The 15,589-nt window shown below is 53.4% G+C and carries 19 protein-coding genes and 1 pseudogene; 3 read left to right on the top strand and 17 right to left on the bottom strand.

Translation table 11 applies throughout. The features are described 5' to 3' along the window. Positions 1 to 19: 19 nt before the first annotated feature. The 12 genes and pseudogenes from BMI79_RS09190 to BMI79_RS24485 form a co-directional block, all read right to left on the bottom strand. Positions 20 to 415: a DoxX family protein gene (locus BMI79_RS09190; protein WP_076941841.1), complete on the bottom strand. Its 396-nt coding sequence runs from the start codon at positions 413 to 415 to the stop codon at positions 20 to 22. Positions 416 to 691: 276 nt separating this feature from the next. Next, a complete protein-coding gene (locus BMI79_RS09195) occupies positions 692 to 979 on the bottom strand; it encodes a YqjK-like family protein (RefSeq protein ID WP_076941842.1) in 288 nt (95 codons plus the stop codon). Next, positions 957 to 1,376 (bottom strand): phage holin family protein, encoded by a 420-nt coding sequence (locus tag BMI79_RS09200; RefSeq protein ID WP_076942062.1) that lies wholly within the window; start codon positions 1,374 to 1,376, stop codon positions 957 to 959. Before BMI79_RS09200 ends, BMI79_RS09195 begins: the two co-directional genes overlap by 23 nt. A gap of 2 nt (positions 1,377 to 1,378) precedes the next feature. After that, positions 1,379 to 1,684, bottom strand: a complete 306-nt coding sequence (locus tag BMI79_RS09205; RefSeq protein WP_076941843.1) for an ElaB/YgaM/YqjD family protein — start codon at positions 1,682 to 1,684, stop codon at positions 1,379 to 1,381. A gap of 158 nt (positions 1,685 to 1,842) precedes the next feature. Next, positions 1,843 to 2,217 carry a DUF1090 domain-containing protein gene (locus BMI79_RS09210; RefSeq protein ID WP_076941844.1) on the bottom strand — a complete coding sequence of 125 codons (375 nt, stop codon included), beginning with the start codon at positions 2,215 to 2,217 and terminating at the stop codon, positions 1,843 to 1,845. Between the two features lie 118 nt (positions 2,218 to 2,335). After that, complete coding sequence (mzrA, locus tag BMI79_RS09215) at positions 2,336 to 2,710, bottom strand: EnvZ/OmpR regulon moderator MzrA (protein ID WP_076941845.1); 375 nt, start codon at positions 2,708 to 2,710, stop codon at positions 2,336 to 2,338. Further along, a complete protein-coding gene (locus tag BMI79_RS09220; RefSeq protein WP_076941846.1) occupies positions 2,707 to 3,387 on the bottom strand; it encodes a DedA family protein in 681 nt (226 codons plus the stop codon). The genes mzrA and BMI79_RS09220 overlap by 4 nt, the downstream gene beginning before the upstream one ends. 137 nt (positions 3,388 to 3,524) lie before the next feature. Beyond that, complete coding sequence (locus BMI79_RS09225; protein WP_244157323.1) at positions 3,525 to 3,950, bottom strand: hypothetical protein; 426 nt, start codon at positions 3,948 to 3,950, stop codon at positions 3,525 to 3,527. A 205-nt stretch (positions 3,951 to 4,155) separates the two neighbouring features. Next, positions 4,156 to 4,932 carry a transcriptional regulator ExuR gene (exuR, locus tag BMI79_RS09230; protein WP_076941848.1) on the bottom strand — a complete coding sequence of 259 codons (777 nt, stop codon included), beginning with the start codon at positions 4,930 to 4,932 and terminating at the stop codon, positions 4,156 to 4,158. Positions 4,933 to 5,050: 118 nt separating this feature from the next. After that, a complete protein-coding gene (locus tag BMI79_RS24475) occupies positions 5,051 to 5,413 on the bottom strand; it encodes an MFS transporter (protein ID WP_341865649.1) in 363 nt (120 codons plus the stop codon). Further along, on the bottom strand, positions 5,413 to 5,589 hold the full coding sequence (locus tag BMI79_RS24480) for a hypothetical protein (RefSeq protein ID WP_338326063.1): 177 nt from the start codon (positions 5,587 to 5,589) through the stop codon (positions 5,413 to 5,415). Before BMI79_RS24480 ends, BMI79_RS24475 begins: the two co-directional genes overlap by 1 nt. Beyond that, positions 5,562 to 6,347, bottom strand: a pseudogene (locus tag BMI79_RS24485) (MFS transporter). The gene BMI79_RS24480 and the pseudogene BMI79_RS24485 overlap by 28 nt, the downstream one beginning before the upstream one ends. Positions 6,348 to 6,756: 409 nt before the next feature. On the opposite strand from BMI79_RS24485, the gene uxaC reads away from it, so the two are divergent. From uxaC to BMI79_RS09250, 3 genes are all read left to right on the top strand, one after another. Continuing rightward, a complete protein-coding gene (gene uxaC / locus BMI79_RS09240) occupies positions 6,757 to 8,169 on the top strand; it encodes a glucuronate isomerase (RefSeq protein ID WP_076941849.1) in 1,413 nt (470 codons plus the stop codon). Between the two features lie 8 nt (positions 8,170 to 8,177). Beyond that, entirely contained in the window at positions 8,178 to 9,668 is a 1,491-nt protein-coding gene (locus BMI79_RS09245; protein ID WP_076941850.1) for a UxaA family hydrolase, read from the top strand. Between the two features lie 74 nt (positions 9,669 to 9,742). After that, positions 9,743 to 10,282 (top strand): YgjV family protein, encoded by a 540-nt coding sequence (locus BMI79_RS09250; RefSeq protein WP_076941851.1) that lies wholly within the window; start codon positions 9,743 to 9,745, stop codon positions 10,280 to 10,282. A 117-nt stretch (positions 10,283 to 10,399) separates the two neighbouring features. On the opposite strand, the gene sstT is transcribed toward BMI79_RS09250, so the two are convergent. From sstT to BMI79_RS09275, 5 genes are all read right to left on the bottom strand, one after another. After that, positions 10,400 to 11,635 carry a serine/threonine transporter SstT gene (gene sstT, locus BMI79_RS09255; protein ID WP_076941852.1) on the bottom strand — a complete coding sequence of 412 codons (1,236 nt, stop codon included), beginning with the start codon at positions 11,633 to 11,635 and terminating at the stop codon, positions 10,400 to 10,402. Between the two features lie 278 nt (positions 11,636 to 11,913). Continuing rightward, entirely contained in the window at positions 11,914 to 12,888 is a 975-nt protein-coding gene (locus BMI79_RS09260) for a TerC family protein (RefSeq protein ID WP_076941853.1), read from the bottom strand. A gap of 253 nt (positions 12,889 to 13,141) precedes the next feature. After that, a complete protein-coding gene (locus BMI79_RS09265; protein ID WP_076941854.1) occupies positions 13,142 to 13,873 on the bottom strand; it encodes a glutamine amidotransferase in 732 nt (243 codons plus the stop codon). A 1-nt stretch (position 13,874) separates the two neighbouring features. Then, on the bottom strand, positions 13,875 to 14,855 hold the full coding sequence (locus BMI79_RS09270) for a Gfo/Idh/MocA family protein (RefSeq protein ID WP_076941855.1): 981 nt from the start codon (positions 14,853 to 14,855) through the stop codon (positions 13,875 to 13,877). 77 nt (positions 14,856 to 14,932) lie between these two features. Continuing rightward, positions 14,933 to 15,439 carry a M48 metallopeptidase family protein gene (locus BMI79_RS09275; protein ID WP_076941856.1) on the bottom strand — a complete coding sequence of 169 codons (507 nt, stop codon included), beginning with the start codon at positions 15,437 to 15,439 and terminating at the stop codon, positions 14,933 to 14,935. Positions 15,440 to 15,589: the final 150 nt, after the last annotated feature.

Below are 15,589 nucleotides of genomic sequence, written 5' to 3' on the forward strand. Positions count from 1 at the left end.
TTTGGATGAGATGGTTAACTTACCATTTCTTGTTCAGAAGGCGGTCGAGGCTGAAACCACCAGGGCCTGCAATGGCCAGAACGATGTAACCACCGGCAATGCTCAGGTTTTTCATAAACATCAGTTGGTTTACACCTTCGGCAAAGTTAGCGTGGAACAACAGTGCAGTCAGAATGGTGAAACCGGCGGTGAACAGTGCCACGGTGCGGGTCAGGAAACCGAACAAAATCGCCAGACCGCCGCCCAGTTCCAGCAGAATAGTCAATGGCAATAGAAAACCAGGTACCCCCATTGCCTGCATGTATTGTTGGGTGCCCGCATAGGCATCACCCATTTTGCCGTAACCTGCCACGATAAACAGGATTGGCATCAGAATACGTGCTACCAGCAAACCTGCATCTTCTAATTTTTTCATCGTTAACTCCGAAAGTGATTTTGTTTGCCAATTTTGGCATCCGCTTGGCCAGAGGGCATGATGCACCAATCGCCTGTTGATGAAATAAATGGTAGACGAGAATGGTTACGGTTGTTAGCAAGTAAATCTGTTTTATTTTTTCAAAAAAACTGAATATTTAGTCTGCTAATAAAGCCGAGATAATCAACACGTTGCTACACGGTTAGCGATAAAAACGAAAAGGTGGTACAGATAGCGTGGTTTTACCACGGGTTCATTGAACGAGCGATGAAGAAGTTACTTTGCGGTAAATGCTTTACGGATCAAACGAATAGTGCTAAAAATGCCAAAAGCACGCCGCGACCAGCGGATAAATTTGCCAGGGTGACGGATGCCGTACAAGGCAACAACGCTGGAACCGATCGCCACGTATTTACGCAGGTTAAATAGCGTCTGCCAACCTTGGTCGAGGTATTCAGTCTTTGCCAACCACAGCGTTTTATTTTCGACCAGATCCAGGCGTTGCTGCTCGATTTGCCGGATTAACTGCTCTTTTTTCCATTCACGGTACTGGCGGTGATTCATTGTTTCCCTCCAGCGTGGCGCGATCGAGCTCCAGTTGCCTGCGTGTGGCGCTCAGCAACGTCGAACGGCGTGCCTTGGCCAGGGTCCAGACGGCTCCCACAATAGCCAGCAACAATAATACGGCGGTGGTGGCGCCTAGTGCGAACAGCCGATTGGCAGGCTCGACCGCCCAGAATATCAGCAACAGCAGGCTCATCAGGCCAAAAGCGGTGAACAGCAGAGTTATTCCAGCCATTAACAGCAGTTGAACGAGGTTGGTTTTCTCTTCTTCCAGCTCAATAACGGCCAATCGCACCCGTGTTTCCACCATATTGACCAAAATGGCGAGGATGCGCTGACCAATATCCAGGACCCCTTTAGCGGGGCCCTGAGCGCGAGTTTGCGGTTTGTCGCTCATCATCAGCGGCGCGCAAGCAGAACGCCTAACACGATGCCGACCGCAGCGCCGATGCCGATACCGGTCCACGGGTTTTCACGTACATAATCGTCCGCCTGGCAGGCCATCTGCTTGGTTTGATGGGCCAGCTTATCACCTGCATTACTCAGGCGCTCCCGGGTATCTTTCAACCGGTCTTCTGCTTTGGCGCGGAGTTTTTCCAGCTCAGCCTTAGATTTATCGGTAGAAGAATTGAGCACTTCTTCCAATGTATCGGCCAGAGACTTCAGTTCAGCGCGTAAGTTTTCTGCATTTGAATCTTGTGCCATTTCGATAACTCCTTAACGTCGACAGACTTTCACCATAGCGGATTTATTCGGCGGAGCAAAGGGCTTGTACCTGGTTCATCTCACTGAACAACGACGCAATTGGTTACTAAAATTCCGCCAGGCATGACTCTCATCGATAAATCCGCTAGTACAAAAAATTATTTCGCTTCAGCTGCTTTCAGCTCAGCCTGCGCTTCGGCCAGCTTGCGCTGTTTAGCGGCAACTTTGTCCGCTTTACCTGCTTGCCGTGCATCCTGCAGTTCCTGTTGGCGTTCGGCAACTTTGTTTTGCTTCTCCGCGATTTTCTGTTGGCGCTCGGCTTCTAAACCTGCTTCGGTACAGTGATTTTGCACCTCGCCCAGAGCCTTTTCCAAGCCTTCCACACGTTGGCGGTTGCCATACTGTTTGGCGTTATCGATTTGTGCTTGAATCGCTTGCGCTTTTTTGGCACAGCCGCTAGCGCTGGTGGCTGAAGAGTAAGCAGAATAGGCCAGCAGTGGAACGGCCAGTAAAAGCGTGTGGCGTAATTTCATGATATTCACTTCCTTATTATCGTGCGGTCTGGCTGACATTCAGCTTAGTCATCAATAACCGATAACTCCAACGAGTGGCTGAGAGTTCGCCCGATAAAATGCAGTTGAGCAAAAGAAATCATCCCAGATTGAATGGCGTGCGGGCAAACTCGCGAACCCACTGGCTCGCTGCCGGGGATTCGCTCAGGGCGATGGTGTAGCCAGGGGGCAGAAGGGGTTGTAATGCTTCGCGTGCCAAGAGTTGCTGCTCAGGGGAGTCCAGGCGGATCACCAGGCCATCACCTTCAGGGGTAATGCTCTTGATACGAATGCCACGCTCATCCAGGCGCTGGTAGACATAAAAACCATCTGGCAATGACAGGCCTTGATGCGGGGCATGAATGCGCAGTTCACTTTCGGTACGTAACATCTGTGGCACGAACACTGCAGCCAGGGCCAACAGTGCTAGTGTGGTAACCAGCACGTATTGCCAGCGTGGGCGTTGGGTGCTCACACACCTTTCCCCTGATCGTGATTGCCTGAGCGTTTCTTACGCCACAGCACGACCAGTGAACCGACCAAGCCGATGACCAACAATACCAGCGGCAGCATCATCAGACCGAACATCAGTTGATCTTCATACTTACGGAACATTGGGGTTTTACCCAAAGCGAAGCCGACGGAGACTAGGATCAAAACCCACAGCAGGCCACTGATCCAGTTGAAAAACTGGAAGCGCGCATTGCTCAGGCCAGACAGGCCGGCAATGGTTGGCAGCAGGGTACGCACGAAAGCCAGGAAACGCCCGACCAACAGGGCCGACAGCCCGTGGCGGTGGAACAGTTGGTGCGCTCGTTGATGATAATGAGCAGGCAAGTGTGAAAGCCAACTCTGCACCGTTCGCGTATTCCCCAACCATCGGCCTTGGATATAACTGAGCCAGCAACCCAGGCTGGCGGCGGTGGTCAGGATCAGTATGGTCAACGGGAAGTTCATGGCGTCTTTGGCGACCAATACGCCCACCAGGATCAGCAGGCTGTCACCCGGCAGAAATGCTGCTGGCAGCAGGCCGTTTTCCAGAAATAAAATCATGAACAACAGGATATAGAGCGTCCAGATCAGCGAAGGGTTCGCCAGTGTTTCGAAGTCTTGCTGCCATAAGGCATCCAACAATTGCTTAATAATATCCATCCGGTGTTCCTAAAACGTCATTGTTTGCTTTATTCAGCGCTGGACGTGGTGAGCGAAAAACTCGCGCAAGGCCCAAACTGCTGATAGTGATGAAACGGTGTTGCTTTATTCGTCGTTCTAATGGGTGCGACACCGGGTCATGAGTGATAAGTCAATGAACCACGGTAAAGAATATTGCTGTCTTTCCAGCCACCGATTTTGCTCTGCTGCTGGGAAGAGTGCAGAGCCCAGTTGATTTGCGTAAGCCGGTTGGGGGCTGGGGAGTCTGCCTGCCGCTGAGTCTTGGCATTACTGTCCGGGTCTGTTGCTAAAGTATAGGTCGGAACCTGTTGTGCGGGAGAAAGCAACGAACTGGGAAAGGACTGTAATCGCGGCAGTAACAACAGCAATTTGCCAGGGGCATTACGACGAAGCTCCGCAAATGGGCGGTGAGCCTGGTCGTTAGGGGTGAGCATCGGCAGATCAGGCGATGCCAGAGAGTTTAATACTGCGGTTTTGGTTTGGGCTGCGCATAACTCTTGGCCGGAAACCGAACTGGCCCAGCAGAAAAGAGCAATAAGCATGGCAAACAACCAGCGCATGTATTCGCGTTCCGCCCCCAAGCCAGTAGGTAAAAAAGTGCTCTAACTCTACCAAAATAGCATGATTGGCAACAGGGAAATCTGCATCGCCACGGGCGAAATATTCTCTGATGGGCACCATCGCTGGTATCGATTCAGCCGTTTTTACATTACCTGACACAAGCCGACCTCTTTTGACTGCAAAACGCTACTTATTTCCTATTGCCACGCTTTCCAAATGCACTACCGGATTTTCGGCAAACAGATAACGATCGGCGTTGTATTCGAAATCGTCGGTGGTGGCATTGAACAGCATTTGCTTGGTGTTTTCCAGGTGCTGCCACATCGCCAGTTTGGCGGCATGGGGATCTTTGCGGATCAACGCCTTGAGGATCTCATCGTGATCGTCACACCAACTGGCGATCGAACGATCGTCAATGTGTTCATGCAGTTTGATCCAGTACGGGTTGTTCACCCTCTGTGCCCACATTTTCTCGACAATCGTAGCCAAAGCGGTGTTTTGGGTAGCCAGAGCCACCTGAACGTGGAACTTGAGATCCCACTCGGAGTCACGGAAACGATCTTCCTTGCGCGCCTGTTCCTGGATCTCCATCAGGTTAACAATATCCTGTTTGGTCACCTGAGTAGCGGCGAATTCGGCGATGTTGCTTTCGATTAACTGGCGTGCCTGCAGCAGCTCAAAAGGGCCTGAGGTGGCAAATTCAAGGCTATCGCCCGGTATCACCAGGTTTTTCTGCTGGTTGGAGATCACGTGGATACCTGAGCCTTTGCGCACTTCAACATAGCCTTCGACTTCCAGCATGATGATCGCTTCGCGTACCACGGTGCGGCTTACGTTCATTTCTTCAGCAATGTAGCGCTCAGCCGGCAGCTTATCACCCACCGGATAAACGCCGCTTTCAATGCGATGTTTGAGTTTGGCGGCCAACTGCTGATAAAGGCGTCTGGTTTCAGTGAATTCCATAGTGAATACTCTGTGGTAGGAAGGCTTGATGCCATGGCAGTTGTTATACCACTTATCCGCTACGGCTGCCAGTAGCGCCAGTTTGGAAAGCCCGGCACAGGGGCCGGGCGGCGTGACGTTAACTGCAGGCGTTTGCTGTCTGCAGAGATTCTGGTGGGGGTTCTGCCGCCGGGCGATTTTGCAGCACGGTCCAGATCACAATTGCCCCCAGGATGTCGAACACCGACAGAGCCGCGAACAGCGGGCTGAAGCCCAGCGTATCAGCCAGTGCACCCACCACCAGGGCAAACAGGGTGCTGGCTGTCCAGGCGGCCATACCCGTCAGGCCGTTGGCCGTGGCGACTTCGTTGCGGCCAAACACGTCTGAGGAGAGGGTGATCAGTGCCCCAGACAGTGACTGGTGGGCAAAACCGCCGACGCACAGCAAGGCTATGGCGGCATAAGGGCTGGTAAATAAACCGATCATTCCTGGGCCAATCATCAGCAGTGCCCCACGGTGACAACCAGTTTGCGTGACACGATCAGGTTCACTTTAAAGTGTTTCTGGAAGAATGGCGGCAGATAGCCCCGCATGATGCAGCCGAGATCGGCAAACAGCATCGGCATCCAGGCAAACATAGCGATTTCTTTCAGGTTAAAGCCATAAGCTTTAAACATGAACAGTGGGATCCAGGCGTTGAATGTCCCCCAAACCGGTTCAGCCAGAAAACGTGGCAGTGCGATGCCCCAGAACTGCCGGTTACGCACGATCTGCCAGGCAGACATCTTTTTGGCATTACTGGTCCGGTGCTGCGCCTCTTGCCCTTCGAGGATGTAGGTACGTTCTTCACTGCTGAGTTTTTTCTGGTCTTTCGGGTGTTTATAGAAAATAGCCAGCAGATGGTCCAGATTAGGCTCAGAATCCCGACGATGATAAACGCCAGTTTCCAAGTGTGGGCTACGATGGCCCACACCACCAGAGGTGGGGCCAACATGCCGCCGATAGAGGAACCCACGTTGAAATACCCTACGGCGATAGAACGCTCTTTGGCAGGATACCACTCACTGGTAGCCTTTAGCCCGGCTGGGGTCATGGCGACTTCGGCCATCCCGGCCGCACCGCGGGCCAGGGCCAGGCCGCCCCAGCTATTGGCCAGCGCGGTGCCCATACAAAACAGGGCCTACAGAATGGCAAACATGGCATAACCGATCTTGGTACCCAGCACGTCCAGTATGTAGCCTGCAACGGGTTGCATGACGGTATAACAGGCGGAATAGGCGGCAACAATATAGGAATATTGCTGCGTGGTGATATGTAACGTGCCTTCCAGAGTTGGAGCTGCGACCGCCATTGCATTGTGGGTCAGGTAACCGAGCATGGTACCAATAGTAACCAAGCCGATCATATACCAGCGTAACCCTTTAATTTTACGCATCCAAAACCTCTCCCAATCTTGAAATTTTTGCCACCGACAAACCCGTGGCGCTTCATGTCGAGATTCCCTTTCTTTTATCTTTGCCAGTATTCCTCCTACTGGCGCTTTGCTTGCACATTATCATAGTGAGTTGCTGAAAAAGGGTGCAAGGCGGCGAGACGATAACTTGTCATACAGGTTTAAAAGTTGAGTGATATCACAAAAGGCGTGCATCAATTAGGCAATAATAAGTTGCAAATTGTTACGCCATTTTGCTGCCTTTTCGCCCTAAAAATAGCTTTTCAGCCGCTTTAAGCCACGTATTGACTGAGGAACTGGGTGAAATATTGCTGGACGGTCAATTAAATTGGTGTGATAACTTCACGAATTAACTGCAAGGCTAGCCAAGAGACAAGGTGAGGAACCCGATATGGCCACGTTTTTGAGCGATGATTTTTTGTTGGACAGTGAATTTGCCCGCCGCCTTTATCATGATTATGCTGCGGATCAGCCAATTTTCGACTATCACTGCCATCTGCCGCCGCAGCAGATTGCCGAAAACACCCGTTTCAAAAACATGTATGATATTTGGCTGAAGGGCGATCACTATAAATGGCGGGCGATGCGCACCAATGGGGTGGCAGAGCGTCTGTGTACCGGCGATGCTTCCGATCGTGAAAAGTTTGATGCCTGGGCCGCGACGGTGCCGCATACTATTGGTAACCCACTGTATCACTGGACGCACCTGGAACTGCGCCGCCCGTTTGGTATCACCGGCAAACTGTTGTCACCAACGACGGCAGATGAAATCTGGCAGCGCGGTAACCAACTGCTGGCGCAAGACTCGTTCAGCGCGCGCGGCATCATGAAGCAGATGAAAGTGAAGATGGTCGGGACGACCGACGATCCGATCGACGATCTGCGCCATCATAAGACGATTGCTGCCGACGGCAGTTTCGACATCAAGGTATTACCAAGCTGGCGGCCGGATAAAGCCTTCAACATTGAAGCGCCAGGATTCAACGACTACCTGCAACAGTTGGAAGCCGCGGCGGATACGGTGATCGCGCGTTTCAGCGATCTGCGCGACGCGCTGAAAAAGCGCATGGACCACTTTGCGGCGCACGGCTGCAAGGTGTCCGATCACGCGTTGGATGTGGTGGTTTACGGTGAAGCCGATGAAGCCACGCTGGACACCATTCTGGCACAGCGGCTGAGCGGCAAGATGCCAACGCCGCAGCAGAGCGCGCAGTTCAAGACCGCCGTGCTGCTGTTCCTGGCTAGCGAATACCAGCGCCGCGAATGGGTGCAGCAATATCACATCGGTGCGCTGCGTAATAACAACAGCCGGATGTTTGAAACCATTGGCCCGGATATCGGCTTTGACTCGATTAACGATCAGCCTTTGGCCGAGCCTTTGTCACGCTTGCTGGATGCGCAGGCGAAGCAAGGCAATCTGCCAAAAACCATCCTTTACTGCCTCAATCCACGTGATAACGAAGTGCTGGGCACCATGGTCGGTAACTTCCAAGGGGAAGGTACGCCGGGCAAGATGCAGTTCGGTTCTGGCTGGTGGTTCAACGATCAAAAAGACGGCATGCAGCGCCAGATGACGCAGTTGGCCCAGCTTGGGCTGCTCAGCCGCTTTGTCGGCATGCTGACCGACAGCCGCAGTTTCCTGTCTTACACGCGCCACGAATACTTCCGCCGCATCCTGTGCCAGATGATTGGCCGTTGGGTAGAGGATGGAGAGGCTCCGGCGGATATCGCGTTGCTGGGCGAGATGGTGAAAAACATCAGCTTCGACAATGCTAAACAGTATTTCGCTATCGAATTGGCGTAGGTAGGTTTATGCAAAGCATCATAAAAATTCACTCGAAAGACAATGTGGCGGTGGCACTGCGTGATTTGGTCGCCGGAGAGACGCAAGCGCTAGGCGAACAGACGATTACGCTGGCGCAAGCGGTGGCGCGCGGGCATAAATTTGCTCTTGAGCCGATTGCTGCGGGTGACATGATCGTCAAATACGGTTTGCCCATTGGCCATGCGTTAGTGGCGATTGCGCCAGGCGAGCACATTCATTCGCAAAATGCCAAAACCAACCTGAGCGATCTCGACAGCTACCAGTATCAACCGGAATTTCAGACCTTACCGGCGCAGGCGGCGGATCGTGAAGTGCAGATCTACCGGCGCAACCAGGGTGAAGTGGGGATCCGCAATGAGTTGTGGATCATCCCCACCGTGGGCTGTGTTAACGGCATTGCCCGCCAGATCCAGCAGCGTTTTCTTAAAGAAACCGATGATGCGCAGGGGATCGACGGCGTTCACCTGTTCAGCCACCCGTTTGGCTGTTCGCAGCTCGGCCAGGATCATGAAAACACCCGCACCATGCTGCAAAATATGGTGCGTCACCCTAACGCGGGTGCGGTGTTGGTGATCGGGCTAGGGTGTGAGAACAACCAGGTTGACGCATTCCGCACCACGCTCGGTGAGTTTGACGAACAGCGCGTGCATTTTATGGTTTGCCAGCAGCAGGATGATGAAGTTGAGGCCGGGCTGGAGCATTTACATCAGCTATACCAGGCTATGCGCGACGATCGTCGTCAGCCGGGTAAGCTCAGCGAACTGAAGTTTGGCCTGGAATGCGGCGGTTCGGATGGCCTGTCCGGCATCACCGCTAACCCGTTGCTGGGATGCTTCTCGGATTATGTGATCGCCAATGGCGGTACGACGGTACTGACGGAGGTGCCGGAAATGTTTGGTGCCGAACGTATTCTGATGAGCCGCTGCCGTGATGAAAGCACGTTCGAAAAAACCGTCAGCATGGTTAACGATTTCAAGCAGTATTTTATCGCCCACGATCAGCCGATCTACGAGAATCCGTCGCCGGGTAACAAAGCGGGTGGCATCACCACTCTGGAAGAAAAATCCCTCGGTTGTACGCAAAAAGCCGGGCAGAGCCAGGTGGTGGACGTGCTTAAATACGGCGAGCGCCTGCGTCGGCCAGGGTTGAACCTGCTGAGTGCGCCGGGTAACGACGCCGTGGCTACCAGCGCTTTGGCCGGTGCCGGTTGTCATATGGTGCTGTTCAGCACCGGGCGAGGCACGCCGTACGGTGGGTTTGTGCCAACGGTGAAATTGGCGACCAACTCGGAGCTGGCGGCGAAAAAACCGCACTGGATCGATTTCGATGCCGGGCAACTGATCCACGGTGTGCCGATGGATGAAATGCTGGAGCAGTTTGTTGAGCTGATTGTCGATATTGCCAATGGCAAACCGGCACGTAACGAAGCCAATGACTTCCGCGAACTGGCAATCTTTAAAAGCGGGGTAACGTTGTAAAGCCTGGCGGGCGGGAGTAGCATAAAACGGCGTTTCAATTCCAGCGTTTGTTATTACCGCCCCAGGATCCTCTAATGACGTTTTATTGGTTTGCTCAGGCCGTTGGCGTGTTGGCCTTTTTGGTGGGTATCACCAGCTTCTTTAATCGCAACGATCAGCGCTTCAAATTACAGTTATCGGTTTACAGCCTGATTATCGGCATTCATTTCTTCCTGATGGGAGCCAGTGCTGCTGGCAGCAGCGCGCTGTTAGGTGCCTGCCGCAACCTGATCTCTATGCGCACCCGCAGCCTCTGGATGATGTGGCTCTTCATCATCCTAACGCCGATCGTTGGTTTATCTCACTTCAAGCACTGGGTGGAGCTGCTGCCTATTTTGGGCACTACGGCGAGCACCTGGGCACTGTTTCGCACCCGTGGCCTGACAACGCGTTGCGTGATGTGGTGCTCAACCGCCTGTTGGGTGACGCATAATATCTGGTTGGGATCGATCGGCGGTTCGCTGATTGAGGGCAGTTTCCTGCTGATGAACGGTTTCAATATCATCCGTTTCCGCCGTTTGCAGTTACGGGGTATCGATCCTTTTGCAGTAGAAAAAAAGGCGCCCGTTGGGTAATGCTGATCAGTTAAGCGCAAAGCGACATAATTATGCATCATTTGCTAAAGGTGTCGCCCCCTCTCCCTGTGGGAGAGGGAACTGGTAACATTAGCGCTGGCTGACAATCGTAAATACTTAACGCATCTTCAGCGGATCTTTATCTGCCAGCCGCTGATCTTCTGCCTGACAGGCCGCTGCGGTAAACAGCACGTCGGTGGAGGAGTTCAGCGCGGTTTCTGCCGAGTCCTGCAATACGCCGATGATAAAGCCTACGGCCACCACTTGCATTGCGACGTCGTTCGGAATGCCGAACATGTTACACGCCAGCGGAATCAGCAGCAGTGATCCCCCGGCTACGCCGGAAGCACCGCAGGCACAGATGGCTGCTACCACGCTCAACAGCAGCGCGGTTGGCACATCCACTGGGACACCCAAGGTATGCACCGCTGCCAGTGTCAGCACGGTGATGGTGATCGCCGCACCGGCCATGTTGATGGTGGCACCCAGCGGGATAGAAACCGAGTAGGTATCTTCGTTCAGGTTTAGCTTCTTGCTGAGCTCCATGTTCACCGGGATATTGGCGGCGGAGCTACGGGTAAAGAAGGCGGTTACGCCACTTTCGCGCAGGCAAGTGAATACCAGTGGATACGGGTTACGGCGGATTTTCCAGTAGACGATCAGCGGGTTAAGCACCAGTGCCACCAGCAGCATACAGCCGATCAACACCACCAGCAGTTGAGCGTAGCCCCACAGCGCGCTAAAGCCGGTTTCGGCCAGCGTGGAAGCCACCAAGCCAAAGATCCCCAGCGGTGCACAGCGGATCACCGCACGTACGACCAGGGTGATGGCATGTGACATGTCGTTGATCAGGGATTTGGTCGTCTCAGAAGCATGGCGTAATGCCAGCCCCAGACCGACCGCCCAAGCCAGAATGCCAATGTAGTTGGCGTTGATCAGGGCGTTGAACGGGTTGGCGACTACGCTCATCAGCAGGTTTTTCAGCACTTCAACGATGCCGCCTGGCGGATTGATATCGGTATTGCCCACGGCCAGAGCCAGCGTTGAAGGGAAGATAAAGCTGATGATAACGGCGGTCAGCGCTGCCGCAAAGGTGCCCAGCAGATAGAGAAACAGAATCGGGCGGATATTGGTTTTCTGCCCCTGTTTGTGGTTGGCGATGGAAGCCATCACCAGCACCAGTACTAATACTGGCGCAACGGCCTTCAGCGCGCCGACGAACAACGCCCCGAGCAGGCCAACGGCGCTGGCAGCGGCTGGAGAAACCAGCGCTACTACGATCCCGGCCGCGAGGCCGATCATGATTTGTTTAACCAGGCTGCCCTGAGTGATGCGTACTAATAGTTTATTCATGATACTGTTGCGTTTCCGCTCCCCTGAAAAGTGGCGTACAGATGATTGCGCCTCGGCAGGAACGCTGCCGGGCAAATGTTATTTGTATCTGTAACTAAGTGTGTTTGCTTGACCAGTATTCAGTAAATGCGGGTGGTTGAAAAGAGGCGAAGCTGAAATTACGTGCGCGGAGTAATTGTTTATAACATTCTATTTACATTTGTGTGATCGCAATAACATTTGGTATTTAAGGATTATTGCCAAACAATCACGGGGCGGCTAGCGCCCCGGAGAACAGATTATGGTGTGTTTCTGGATTTCACATCATTACGGTGATTAACCCAGGCGTTGATCAGCAGCGTCAGCAGCAGGATACCGGCAACCACGCCCAAAGAAATAGCGATCGGGATATGGTAGAAATCGACGATCAGCATTTTGATACCGATAAATACCAGGATCACCGAGAGGCCATATTTCAGCATCGAGAAACGCTCTGCTACGTTTGCCAACAGGAAATACATGGCACGTAGCCCCATGATGGCGAACAGGTTAGAGGTCAGCACGATAAAGGGATCGGTGGTGACGGCGAAGATCGCGGGAATACTGTCGACGGCGAAAATCACGTCGCTCAGTTCCACCAGGATCAGTACCAACAACAGCGGGGTGGCAAACAGCACACCGTTGCGGCGCACGAAGAAACGTTCACCTTCCAGGTTATCGGTCATGCGCAGGTGACTACGCAGCCACTTCACCAGCGGTTTGTCGCCGATAGCAGCCCCATCTTCCTTCGCCAGCGCCATCTTGATACCGGTAAAAAGCAGGAAAGCGCCAAACAGATACAGCAACCAGGAGAATTGCGAGATCAGCCAACTGCCCGCGAAGATCATGATTGTGCGCAGCACGATCGCGCCAAGAACGCCCAATATCAGTACGCGGCGCTGCAAGTGGGCGGGGATGGCGAAATAGCTGAACAGCATCAGCCAGACGAACACGTTATCGACCGCCAGCGCTTTCTCTATCAGATAACCGGTTAGGAAGGCCAGAGCCTGTGTATCTGCTACGGCGCGCCCGGCAGTAGCATTCAGGTAATACCAAAAACCGGCGTTAAACAGCAGCGCCAAACTCACCCACACCAGGGACCAGCAGGCCGCCTGCTTCAGGGTCATGGTTTGTGCGCCCTTGCGGCCTTGCAGTAATAAGTCGACGGCCAGCATCACGACGATGATGGCGGCGAAACTGGCCCAGAGCCAGGGAGTGCCAACGGTATTCAACATCAGAGGTATCCTTCAAAAACAAAAACGGCCAACGTCGGAAGACGCTAGCCGCTCTGTGAACGCTGCAAGCAAACCTCGCCTTCCGGCAAGGTCTCACTTACAACGTTGATGAAGGTAATGACACCTTAGACACCAGGTTGCCCGGTAACCGGATGCTTGCGCATCGTAATGACGATTGACCGGCAATGAAGTTACTCCCCTTTGCCCGAGAAAAAATAGTGTAAAATATGCGTTTGGTCAATGCTTAAAATAATTACCCGGCGTTTGAGCGTTGTGCACCGAGGCTGACGACAAAACCTTGCAATAGCATCTGGCTGAACGGGGTATTGCTGACCTGTTGTTGTTTTACCTGGTAGGCCTGCTGATTTTCTGGCTCCCGCTCGCTGAGCCAACTTAGATAGCGCTGCATGGCTGCCCCATCAAATTCCGGGTGGAATTGGGTGGTTAAGGCGTTGTCCCCGTAACGCAGGATCTGGCACGCATCCTGCCGCGAGCGCGCCAGCACTTCGGCAGCGGGCGGCGGCGTCAACACTGATTGAGAGTGAATCAGATTGGCTTTGAAACGCGGCGGCAGCGCCATCAGGCGTTTGTCATGGCTGGCTGCGGGGAGTAATTCGATCTCCAAGGTGCCCACTTCCATCCCTTGGGGGTGATAACCCACTTCTCCTCCCAGCGCATAGGCCAGAAGCTGGTGGCCGTAGCACACGCCAAAAATTGGCAGCCTGATCTGCATCGCCTGGCGCAGCCACGCGGCTGCCTGTTCGCTCCATGGCAGTTGTTCTGTCACCATCGCCGGTGAACCGGTGATCACCACGCCGCAGTAATTTTCTGGTGGCAACAAGGGGTCACCGGCAGGAAGATGCACAATCTGCACGCGATCGGCGGCGATATTCCCCTGTTGCAAGAACATCTGGTCAAAGTTGGCCAATTCACGCTGAATGGCTTGCGGTGCGTCGCCAGTTTGCATTAACAGCAGCGGCTTCATCTTATTCTCCGTCTGCCGGGAATATCACACCGGTCTGGCGACGGATTTCGGTCAGCAGGCCGGCGACGACCAATGAGCGTTCCAAACCAGGGTGCTCGATCTGCCGCTGTTCCACCAACTCGGCAAAGGCTTCCGCCTCGTACAGCATGGTATTGATGTGCTGCGGTTGAGTCAGATCCTGCTGGCTGGCTCCGCGCGGCGTCAGCACCACTTTTTGATATTCGGAGATTTTCTCGATCACCAGCGTGCCGTCTTCCCCCTGGATCTCGCTGGGGATATCCGAGTTGCTGACTTTGGAATGGGTGATAGTCACGCCGAAGTCACCGTAGTTCAGGCAGACGGTGCCGTGCGCATCCACCCCGGTATCCAACAGTGACGCGCAGGCGAGCACCGATTGCGGCGCGCCGAACAGGGCCACCGCGTTGGCAACGCAGTAGTAGCCAATATCCATGATCGAACCGTTGGAGAACTGTGGATTAAAGGTATTGGGATTTTCACCGGCCAGATAGCGCGGATAGCGGGAGGAGTATTGGCAAAAGTTGAGCAGCGCTTTACGCAGCCGGCCGATTTTCGGCAAGGCCTGTTGCAGCAACAGAAAGTTCGGTAAATAGGCGCTTTTGAACGCTTCAAACAGCACCACCTGGTTTTGGCGCGCGCAGGCGATCAGCTTTTCCACTTGTTGTAGGTTGGAAGCGAGTGGTTTTTCGCAGATCACATGCTTTCTATGGCTGAGAAACAGCAGCGCCTGTGGGTAATGCAGGGAGTTGGGGCTGGCGATATACACGGCGTCGATCGCATCGGACTGGGCCAGCGCCTCAAGAGAATCGAAAAAATGTTCGATCGGGTAATTGGCACCAAATGTTCGCGCCTGCTCAAGGTTACGCGAGTAAATGGCGGTGAGCTTCATTTTGCCGCTCTCATGAGCCGCATCAATAAAGCGTTCCGTAATCCAGTTGGTGCCGATGACAGCAAAGCGAATCATAGATAACTCCGGTTCCCGCAAACAGATGGCTTAGTAAAGCAGATTATAACGCTGGCGAATGTGCTTAAAATCCCTATTTATTCATACAGTTCACCGAAAATTGACAGATGCGTCAGATACAGCCGGGTGTCAAACTCCAACTGGTGATAGCGGGGTTCCATATGGCAGCACAGGCTGTAGAAGGCTTTGTTATGATCTTTCTCTTTCAGGTGCGCCAGCTCATGCACCACGATCATGCGCAGAAAAGGTTCCGGTGCGTTTTTGAACACCGTCGCCACCCGGATCTCCGCTTTGGCCTTCAGTTTACCGCCCTGCACGCGAGAAATAGCGGTATGCATACCCAGCGCATGTTTCATCACCTGGATTTTGCTGTCGTAAGCCACCTTGCTCAGCGGTTGCGCATTGCGCAGATACTGGTTTTTCAGATCGAGTGTGAATTGATACAGCGATTTATCGGTGGTGCGGTCGTGCACCTGTGGGTAGCGCTCTAATAACGCCTTGCCCAGCCGCTGCTGCTGGATAAGCTGCTGCACCTGCGTTTGCAGATGTTCGGGGTAGCCTTGCAGGTAGGTCAACTCAGGCATGCTGTTCAGGATTCAATGGCCAAACGGGGCGGTTATTGTATGACGTTTTTTCGCGCAAATCCCGCAAACGGTAATTAATGCCAAAAAACATTTTACTGATGCGCGTTTTTAAGGGATAAACAGCTCAAATTTTATCAGTCAGGAGGGGCA

It is taken from the genome of Serratia oryzae, assembly GCF_001976145.1.
GTDB lineage: Bacteria > Pseudomonadota > Gammaproteobacteria > Enterobacterales > Enterobacteriaceae > Chania > Chania oryzae.